The following is a 3,252-nucleotide window of genomic DNA, read 5'->3' on the forward strand; positions in this document are numbered from 1 at the left end:
TCTCATGATCGGGGCGCAGCCACGATCAACCGGTCAAGGACGAGGTCCGTGCGAATCCCGCCACGGCGTTGTCCTCCAAGCAATACCGGGCCTAGCGGCTTGAGGCCTCTGCCAGATTCAGAACAAAGCTACGGAGGTTTGCGGAAGTAGTGGCGTCGGCCACTTCGCCTTCGGTTTGGACCGCGGTGTCCTTAGCGAGGCGGAGCATCTGCGGTCCTTCGTCGATGAGCAGGTGGCTAAGTCCAAGCGCGGCGCAGGTTCTCAAGGCTGGCGCTAGGACGCGCTGCGCTTGGTCGGTGTTGCCGGCCACCGCTAGGCAGAACGCGTACTGCAGCGTGGCCTGAAGGTGTGCGCGCGGGCGCTTGTGTTGATCAACGTGATCAACACGAGCGCGCGCTCGGGTACAGGCCGCAGTGAGCGCGGACGGTTGTCCGTCGCCGAGGAGGAGTCTGATTTGCGAGTCCTCCCTGAGTTCGGCTGTGACGTCACCGGTTCCGTCGAGTGCTTGGACACCTTGGCTCCTGACTCGGTGAGCGAGCGACTCGTCGATTCCTTCAGTCGACATCGTGGCTGATCGGACCTGTTCATACAGCAGGCCAGCCTCGAGTCGCGGCAGTTGCAGCTCTCTCGCGATTTCCAGACCTTCGGCCAGTCGGCGGTCGGCGGCGGTGTTGTCACCGCGGGCTAATTTCAGCCGCGCCCCGGTTCCGAATGCCGCGAGCATGAAGTCGACGAGTCCGCCCTCGGCGCCGAGTTCGTAGGCGTCGTCGAGCAGTGCCTCGGCTTCCTCGAGTTGACCACGTTCATAGAGAAGCTCTCCCAACAAGGATCCGGCCAGCTTCGCGATGTAGGTTGGGCGTCCGGACGGCAGCCGCGCGATCCGGATCGCGTGTCGCAGGTGCGCCTCAGCGTCGGCGACGTCGAGCTGCTCGTTCGCGGCGATCGCCGCGAAGCAATATCCGTAGCTAGCGCTCAGCGCCCCGGAGGTCCGCTGATGGTATTGGCGTGCCCACCGCTGCCAACGCAGCGCGTCATCGAAGTCGAACACCCTAATGGCACGAAATGAGCCGACGTCGGCTGCCCGGCCGAGAATGAAGGGGTGAAGCGTGTCCGCCCTGTCGACACAAGCCTGCACGGCATCGGCCGCGGCGACGGGGTCCAGGCGGTCCTGAAAAGCGGCGATTACCGGGTGCACCAGGTCCATCTCGGCGCGGAGATCGGCGGCCTGGTCGGCCGGAAGCGAGTCGATGCCCAGCTCGGCCAACCGCAGCGCGTCCTCACACGCTGCCAGGCGGTGAAGTACGACGTTTGCCCACGCAACGTCGACCTGCAGCCTGGGCCGCGCATCGGCGAGTCGCGCCGGCAGCTTCGCGGCAAGCCCGATCAATGTATGCAACTGGTTCTGCTCGTTCAGATCCGGGCCCGCCTCCTCGACCGCGTCGACCGCCCGCCCTGCGTCCCCGGCGAGGATCAGGTGATCAACGGCCTGGCTGAGCATCTGGTGTTCGGTAAACCACCGCGCGGCTCTGCGGTGCAGTTCGGGAACGCGATCTTGTGCGTCGCGCTCGAGGCGGTGCCGCAGGTAGTCGGCGAAAAGGTGATGGTATTGGAACCACGATCCCTCGGCGTCCATCCTCCGTAGAAAGAGATCACGGTTTTCGATCTCTTCCAGGAAGCTTCGACTGCGCCGGTTGTCGGTGAGCGCGGTAGCCAATCCACTGCAGATCTGTTTGGGAATGCAGGTCGCAAGCAGAAAATCGAGGAGATCCGACTCAAGGCTGTCTAGGACGTTGGACGCCAAATAGTCACCTATTGCTTTATGTCGCCCGGACAGATTCTCGATGAGTGCGGCTGGGTCAGGACGGCCACGAAGGGATATTGACGCCAGCTGCAAGGCGGCGGCCCATCCGTCTGTGGATTCCTCGAGTTGGGCCACATTGGCTGGCGTGAGCTCGAGGCCGCATTGATCGACCAGCAGCGCCTGGGATTCGGCCGTATCGAATTTGAGAAGCGACGAGTCGATTTCTACCAGCTCCCCCTGGACCGCCAACGTAGAGAGCGGAAGCCCCGAACGCGTACGACTTGTGACAATGAGATGTAGGTGATGGCAACTATTCTCAAGCAGGTAGGCAAGAGCATCTATTGTTTCAGTATTGTCTACGCGATGCCAGTCTTCCATCACCAGCGCGAGGGTTTGTTTGTCGGAATGTAGGCTATTGATCAACGCGTTAAAGACATATTCCGGCGTATTTTCCAAATGGCCTTCGAATTCTTGTTGTAGTGTGTCGGCGAGGTCTGGCATCGTGCGCCGAATCGCCTCAATCAGGTGGGCCAGAAACCAGACCGTGTTGTTGTCGTCGCTATCGATAGCCAACCATGCGGTCTTCAGATCCTGTCGTTTGAGGGTTTCGGCCCACTGTGCTGCCAGGGTGCTTTTGCCGTAGCCGGCGGGCGCGTGAATCAGGGCCAGCTTTGGCCTTGGCCCCGACCCGAGACGGTCGAGGATTCGCTGCCTCGGCACTGTCGGGCGAGTGAATGTCGGCGGGCGAAATCGTGTCGGCGCGCTCGGCGGGTAGTGCGCTCGCTGGATCGAGCCCGACCCGTCCGAGCGTAATCCAATTGCGGCGTAATGCCCCGCTGATACGGGAGTTTCGGTGCCAGAACCCGATTCGTCGGCGTCTATCGCCGGTGCCGGTAGCTCCAGCGGAACGTCGGCGATGGTGAATCCGACATCGTTGGCGGCCGCTCGCAGAGTCTCACCGAACGCTGCGGCAGAGCTTGGACGCCGTGCCGGATCGATATGCAACCCGAGCTCTAATGCCGAGCAGACCGGGTCTGGGACGTCTTTCGCGCGGAGATCAGGGATCGGACCAACTGTCACCCGACGAACAAACGCAATGGGATGCTCGCCCGATCTCACAGCAAATGGCGGGTCGCCGCTGAGCACGGTGAAGACGGTGGCCGCCAGGCCATAGACATCCGCAGCGACCGAGACAGCGGCACCCTCGAAGAGTTCCGGCGCGATGTATGCCAGGGAGCCGACAACGCTGTGCGAGGAGGTCTCAGGGCCACCCGCCATGCGCGCGACGCCGAAGTCGCCAAGTTGCGGTTCCCCGTAAGCAGTAAGTAAGACGTTGGAGGGCTTGACATCGCGATGAAGTACGCCCGCCCGGTGAGCGGTTTCCAGAGCGCCCGCCAGGCGCACCCCTATCTCCAAGGCCTCGCGAACCCCGAGTGGTCCGTGACCGCGGA

General features: G+C 62.7%; 1 protein-coding gene. It reads right to left on the minus strand.

Annotation, left to right across the window (positions count from 1 at the left end; all coding sequences use genetic code 11):
• Nucleotides 1–91: 91 nt before the first annotated feature.
• Nucleotides 92–3,252: protein kinase domain-containing protein (locus tag WAN71_RS23490; protein WP_422227630.1), on the minus strand; the 3,161-nt coding region annotated here is incomplete at its 5' end.

Source organism: Mycobacterium sp. (assembly GCF_049280035.1).
Taxonomy (GTDB): domain Bacteria; phylum Actinomycetota; class Actinomycetes; order Mycobacteriales; family Mycobacteriaceae; genus Mycobacterium.